Consider the following 5843-nt stretch of genomic DNA (forward strand, 5'->3'; position numbering starts at 1 on the left):
AGGAACTGCCACTGATGAAAACGGCAAGGTATTGTATGAAAAACAGGAAGTATCAAGAAATTTAAAAAATGGCAAAGAAGTCGTGCATTATGACTGGGTTAAGATGGGATAAAAACAGAGAAATATTGATTGTTTGCTCGATATAGACTATAATTATATTAAGTTTAGTACAGAAGCGATATACGAATATGACGAAAATCTTAGAACATCTCATCTTTCGATCTTTTTGGCAAAACGAAAAGAATAACATGATTATACATTTGAATGGAGATGATACAACTTGTCAAAACTTATGAAATTCCTGTTGTTCACTTTCATCATTGTGTGGGTATTTGCAGGGATTGCAACTTACAACGGTAGCCTCGGAGGCACTCTGGCACTGTGTATGCTAATGCCTACGCTTGGAGCACTGCTTGTAAAAGCGAATATAAAGGAAATGGGCTGGAGACTCAGATTTGGTAAGAACTGGAAATATATATTTATCGCATATTTTGCTCCCACTGTATTTCAGTTCATAGGTGCAGTGTTCTACTTTCTTGTATTCCCTCATGATTTCAATCCTGATGAGGCTTTTCAGCGCTTTATGTCGCCTGCGGAATACGAAGAATTCGTGCAAAACGGCAGCCCCTTCATCTCCGTTGTTGTAAAAGATATATCCGATTCTCTTAATCCGTTCTTCTCGTTTGTTCCCATTATTTTAGCACTTGGCGAGGAGATAGGCTGGAGAGGCTATATGTATCCCGAGCTCAAAGAAGGATACGGCAGGACAAAAGGACTTCTAATCGGCGGAGTAATACACGGCGCATGGCACTTTCCTGCAATGCTCCTTTTCGGATTTGAGTACGGAAAGGATTACATCGGTGCGCCGCTTCTGGGACTGGTAGTGTTCTGTTTTTATACGGTGGCTATGGGCATAGTTGCGGATTATCTCTATGTGAAGTCGGGCAGTATATGGCTGCCTGCAATATTCCACGCAATGATAAATTCGGAATTCAGTCCGAGACAGGTTTTGGGCAACAGTCACCCCGAACGTTCAATTTTCGGCCCTGTTGACATTGGAATTATTAGTATGCTGCCTATGGTGGCGGTTGCGGTGTTCCTGCTCTGGTATCAGCACAAACACGAACAAATGGAAATAGAAGAATATTTTTCATGAAATACAGAAAGTATTTTTTGTTAATTCTTTGCACAAAATATGAAGATAATACAAGCTGCGCTCCCTCGCGGAGCGCTTTCATTTTATTATGAGTATTGCTTTAGGTGGATTGCAGTGGTATAATGTATTCAGAAGCGCTTCAAAGGTGTGATAAAGAATTTGGCTATAAATAGCCAATGCAACGGCGGTTAACATGATTGTTAATGTTTGTTGACAGATTTCCAAGTGAAGTTGGTAGAATTTTGCTTGCAGAAATGATACGATGAATTCATCAGGAAAAACTATCGTCAGATGATAGAAGGAGGAATTCATCTATGAAGAATTTTATCAGAAATCTCAGCCCGTTCAACAACAGAACAGATATGCCGGCAGCGATGTTAGTTGCAAAAAAGATGCTGATGTTCATAATATGTTATTGGGCAGGCTTGCTTCTTGCAGAGGGAGCCGTTATCGGCACGATGTTCGCCTGTGGAAAAAACTTCATGCAGGGAGAAATGTTCAGTGACAGTGTCATGGATCTGCTCAAATACTACGGCATGATTGTTATTCTCGGATGGAGCGTCCTTTGCTGGAAACTTATAGAAAAAAGGAAACTCTCTGAAATGGGAGTGACCAGACACATCGGTGCTTGGTTCATCGGGGCTTTTATAGGAGCAGGACTGCTTACTGTCTGCGTGGCTGCGATAACCCTCACTGGAAGTATCAGATTTGATGGAATGTTCTCAAACCTCAATATCACCATGATATTGCTTATGCTTGGCGGATTTGTTATTCAGGGAGCAGCCGAGGAGTTCCTTTGCCGAGGACTTGTATTATGCTCTCTCAAGGACAAAGTTCCGCTTTCTGTCGCTGTCGGAGCAAGTACGCTAGCGTTTATCTATCCGCACTGGAGTACGCTGCGCGAATTTGAGCCGCAGTACGTTTTCTCAGGACTGCTCGGCTTAGTTGTTATCTCGTGCGTGTTCTCATTCATTACGCTCCGCACCAAGAGTATATGGGCAGCCTGCGGACTTCATTCCATATGGAATTTCTGCCTCTGCTGTGTTCTCGGACTTAATCTCAGCGGCAGCGAAGGAGCTTCAACTACACTCATCAATATTAGAAGCGTCGGCGAGAATCTCCTTAACGGCGGAACATACGGCATTGAATCAAGCATTATCGCTGATATCGTCATAGCTGCGGCAGCTGTACTGCTGTGGAAAGTATATATAAAGAATAAAACAGAAAGGCAGGCCTGAAATATGGAGTTCAATAATAAACTTTATGAACTGCGTAAGCAAAAGGGATTTTCTCAGGAGGAGCTTGCGAACAGGTTGAATGTCTCGCGGCAGACCGTTTCAAAATGGGAGGTCGGAGATTCCACGCCTGATATGGAAAAGCTTGTCGCTATCAGCGACCTGTTCGGGATATCACTCGATGAACTTGTACTCGATAAGACTCCCGATGCTGCACCGGTCCCCGTTGAACAGGGAACTTCAAAGTCTGAACTGTACAGCGATATCAAGAAACACGTCCTGACTGACGAAAATAAGATAAAATTCAAGAAAGGCACAAAAATAGCCCTTATTGTTCTCGGGATTGTGCTTGCAATAGACGTGATATCATTTGTTGTATATGTTGCCATTAATGGCTTGCCCAAATAACACACACAGGCGTTTCCCATTCAGGAACGCCTTTTATTTTTATTTGGGTATTATGATTAGTATAGGTATGCTATTTTTTAGGCAGAAATATATACAAAACCAGTTTTGCTAATTTGTGTAAAGTTACGATTTTTTTATATTTAGCATAAAAATTCACAAATTCAAAGAGAAGATGTGGTATAATTACATAAAGTGTCATACTTCTAACGGAAGGGTGGGGAGATATGAAAAAAGATACAAGAAATAAGAAGATATTGGAAAGGACCATAAACCGTCTTTCTGTGCGTAAGAAAGCACCGCTGACTGGTTATATTTTATTGATAGTGTTCTATATAATAGGGTCGATCACTGTGAGTATTTTAGCTCGTTCAAAGGCTGAAATATCGCTTTTTGGTTTCCCGCTCCCTTTTTATTCTTTTGCTGGTGTTTGTTCAGTAGTTTCAGAGATATGCGTTCTCTTCATGGCGTTCTATTACGGAAAGAAAGGATATTTCACGGCTTTGGTGCTACTGATCATTCAGACGCCGATGGTGCTGATGGGAGTCTTTGTACAGCATAAACTTACAAGCCTTCCTGGTATTTTCGGAAATCTGCTGACAATAATTGCTATCACCTCTGCTTACATAAATAATTTGCGTGTGGAGAGATTCCAGAAGGAACTTCGGTATCAGGCGGTGACCGATCAGCTCACAGGTCTTCCGAACCGTTTTGCCTGTTCAAAACTGGTTGCAGCTTTGGTTGAGAAAGGTGATAAGTTTGCTTTTGTTTCCATTGATATCAATGGCTTCAAGGGCATCAATGATACAATGGGATTTGATGCAGGAAACAAGATCCTGAATGAGATCGCTTCCCGTTGGGAAAATATCGCAGATAACGGCATTTCCGGCACGCTCGATTTTATTTCCCGCGTCAGCGGAGATGAGTTTGTCCTGGTCATCCGTGATTATCAGCTGGAAGAAGATATTCTCAATACTATCAAGCAGTATGAAAATGTGCTGCATAATCGCATTACGGTCGATGATACTGACTTGTACGTTAATGCCAGTTTCGGATTTGCAGAGTTTCCGTATGATGCCAATTCCGTAGATAACCTTGGTAACTATGCCAATGCTGCGATGCACGAGGTAAAGCGTTCCAAAAGCAGTAACCACATTCTGCGCTTTACGCCTGAGCTTTTGAAAGCTGAGCGAACGATAGAGATTGAGGGCAAGATCCGAGATGCTCTTAAAAAAGAGACGTTATTCTACAATCTTCAGCCGCAGTTCAATATGGACCATAAACTCCGCGGATTTGAGGCGCTTGCGCGAATGAAGGATGCTGACGGCAACTTTATCAGTCCCGGTGAATTTATCCCTGTTGCGGAAAAGGTCGGTCTTGTTGATAAGGTCGATGAAATGGTATTCCGTAAGTCGGCGCTGTTCTTCGGTGAGCTTCTGCGAAAAACAGGTGCGGATATAGTACTGAGCGTGAACGTCTCCGTTCGTCATCTTATGAAAAACGATTTCTTCGATGAAATATGTGAAGTGCTGAAAACCAGCGGTGTTCCCGCGGACAAGCTGGAGATAGAGATCACTGAATCCATCATGATCGATTCAGTGGATAAAGCTCTGCAATGCATCGATCAGCTGAAAGCAAGGGGTATCAAGATCGCCATCGATGACTTTGGCACAGGCTATTCCTCGCTGAGCTATCTCAATCGTTTCCCTGCAAATCTGCTGAAAATCGATAAGTCGTTCATTGACAAAATGAATACAAGCGATTCTTCCAGACAATATGTTTCCGCTATAATATCCATCGGACATACCATGGGCTTTAAGGTGATATCCGAGGGCGTTGAGGAGACGGAGCAGATACAGACTTTGCGCGAGATCGGCTGCGATTACATTCAGGGCTTTGTATGGGGCAGACCAATGATGCCTGATGCGGCGGAAGAACTTGTTGTGAATGAGATGAAAGGCTAAAACAAGAGAATCGTCGGCTTATCTGAATTGTTTCATATTTACAGAAGAAAAGGCAATTTCGCGAAATCGGAAGGGCCTTTTTTTGTAATTAGAACCCCCTCAGTCAAACTGGGGGGGTTCTAATTACAAAAACGGGGGGCCTCATTAAGCCCCCCCCTTCTTTGTTGGCTAGACTTTGCTTTATAACTTCCGGCGCAGAGCATATATCAACACGGATATGTTTCTTTAAGGTATTCAATAAGCATTTCCGGAATGTATTGATAATGATGAGATTCATACATCCTATATTTTAGATCTGCACTGTGAGACTCCAGACGCTCCTTCAGCTTTGCAACACCTTCGAGTGTTGTATCATCACCTTCACGATAATTGGCGGCATAATCGGGATCTTCCAGCGAACCTGCACAGAGGAATACGGTCTTGTTCAGCGCTTCGTTTCTGTCAAAATAGTCGTAATCTTTCAGCACATTGTCGTTGCTGATCCCCAGATACTGATTATCATGATACAGTCCCCAGAACGCAGGACTGCCAATGATATAGTGACCGAAAGGCTGATTCTCGTATTTGTCTGAATTGAACAGTGCATAATGTGCGAATACACCGCCGTCCGAATGGCCGTACAGTGTTGAATTACTGCAGTCGATATTATAAGTCTCACACAAATACGGCATAAGGTTGTCGGTGATAAAATCCAGCAGCTGTTCACGGTTGATTACCAGATCATAATAGCGCATTTCCTGGTCAGGGTCGTTGATTTCATAGCTGTAATAAAGGCTGACAAGAATCACAGGCGCAGCTTCGCCGTTCTCCATGCATTTTCTCAGCTCAGGACAGTTGCCGAAGCGCCAGATACCGTCTGTCAGGAAAAATACCGGGTATGTTTTATCCTTATCATAATCAGGCGGAAGTGTCACATGGACTACAAACTCCTTGCCCAGTTCATCATCAAAAATGCTTATTTCATCAACGGAATCCTTTATCGCTTCAACTGCGTCTCGGTCAAATTCCCAATTGCTTCTGTAATTTTTAAATACGGAATCAAGAGAATGTGATCTGTCGCTTGTATCAACTGAACCTTTAGGC

At 42.8% G+C, this 5843-nt stretch carries 5 protein-coding genes; 4 read left to right on the forward strand and 1 reads right to left on the reverse strand.

Annotated elements, in window-relative coordinates; genetic code table 11:
- Positions 1-280: 280 nt before the first annotated feature.
- From J6U00_RS05575 to J6U00_RS05590, 4 genes are all read left to right on the forward strand, one after another.
- Positions 281-1156, forward strand: a complete 876-nt coding sequence (locus tag J6U00_RS05575) for a type II CAAX endopeptidase family protein (RefSeq protein WP_296580005.1) — start codon at positions 281-283, stop codon at positions 1154-1156.
- Positions 1157-1470: 314 nt separating this feature from the next.
- Positions 1471-2394 (forward strand): type II CAAX endopeptidase family protein, encoded by a 924-nt coding sequence (locus tag J6U00_RS05580; RefSeq protein WP_296580006.1) that lies wholly within the window; start codon positions 1471-1473, stop codon positions 2392-2394.
- Positions 2395-2397: 3 nt separating this feature from the next.
- On the forward strand, positions 2398-2799 hold the full coding sequence (locus J6U00_RS05585; protein ID WP_296580007.1) for a helix-turn-helix transcriptional regulator: 402 nt from the start codon (positions 2398-2400) through the stop codon (positions 2797-2799).
- Between the two features lie 224 nt (positions 2800-3023).
- The gene (locus J6U00_RS05590) at positions 3024-4760 is read left to right on the forward strand and encodes an EAL domain-containing protein (RefSeq protein WP_296580010.1); all 1737 of its coding nucleotides are present in this window, start codon (positions 3024-3026) and stop codon (positions 4758-4760) included.
- 206 nt (positions 4761-4966) lie between these two features.
- Here the strand turns inward: J6U00_RS05590 and J6U00_RS05595 are convergent.
- Positions 4967-5843, reverse strand: an 877-nt coding sequence (locus J6U00_RS05595; protein ID WP_296580012.1) for an alpha/beta hydrolase-fold protein, incomplete at its 5' end; no start/stop codon positions are given.

This window comes from Ruminococcus sp. (genome assembly GCF_017650195.1).
Lineage (GTDB): Bacteria > Bacillota > Clostridia > Oscillospirales > Ruminococcaceae > Ruminococcus.

Excerpts from the sequence above, each read along its gene's own strand:
- J6U00_RS05580 (WP_296580006.1), top strand. The coding sequence starts at position 1,471 with ATGAAGAATTTTATCAGAAATCTCAGCCCGTTCAACAACAGAACAGAT.
- J6U00_RS05585 (WP_296580007.1), top strand. The coding sequence starts at position 2,398 with ATGGAGTTCAATAATAAACTTTATGAACTGCGTAAGCAAAAGGGATTT.
- J6U00_RS05590 (WP_296580010.1), top strand. The coding sequence starts at position 3,024 with ATGAAAAAAGATACAAGAAATAAGAAGATATTGGAAAGGACCATAAAC.